Below are 615 nucleotides of genomic sequence, written 5' to 3'. Positions count from 1 at the left end.
GTCGCACTGTGGGATTGCCGCGATCACGTCCGGATCCGCTCGGACGGTGCCGGGCAACTCCAGGACCGGCCACTGCAGTACCCGCCGTTGTTGAGTCGCCTCCAGGTTGAGATGAGGCGGCGCGGCATTTCCGTCAGCACCGTCGCCGCGGTCGACTGCACGATCTGCCGCTGACGACAGCGTCCGGCGAAGTCGCGGCCGCGTGCGCTGTTTCCGCCGAGCCTGGCGTCGGTGTGCAGGGGGTGGCCAGGGGCCGACATGGCGATGAGTTGCGCGGTGACCACGCCGAGCGATTGGTCAGCGTCGGTCACTGACTGCGGGCGCCGCTTATTCGAGGTGCGTCTTGTGCCGCTCGACGAGTCGGGCGAATTCGTCGTCGGTGAGCCGGTCGAGGTAGTAGGCCTGCTCGATGTCGTCCCAGTCGCCGGAGCTGTAGGCGTCGGTGGCGACGCCGTCGACGCTCGGCACGTGGCCGAACGTGTACTTCCAGTTCAGGAGCTTGTCCATCATGGTGGCGTCGTCGATCAGGCCGGCGGCGCGCTTGTCGATCACCTCCGCGGGGGTCTCGTCGAGCAGCGACGGGTCCTCGGCGAAGCGCACCAGGATCCGCTGGAT

Annotated in this window: 1 protein-coding gene; it reads right to left on the bottom strand. The window is 68.0% G+C overall.

What is annotated here, in order from left to right; genetic code table 11:
* Positions 1–327: 327 nt before the first annotated feature.
* The coding region (locus AC1DQC_RS19975; RefSeq protein ID WP_477052971.1) for a hypothetical protein at positions 328–615 on the bottom strand (288 nt) is incomplete at its 5' end.

It is taken from the genome of Cellulomonas sp. P4_H12 (genome assembly GCF_056400905.1).
Note: the sequence above shows the minus strand (reverse complement) of the source record. Positions and strands in the feature narration are given on the sequence as shown.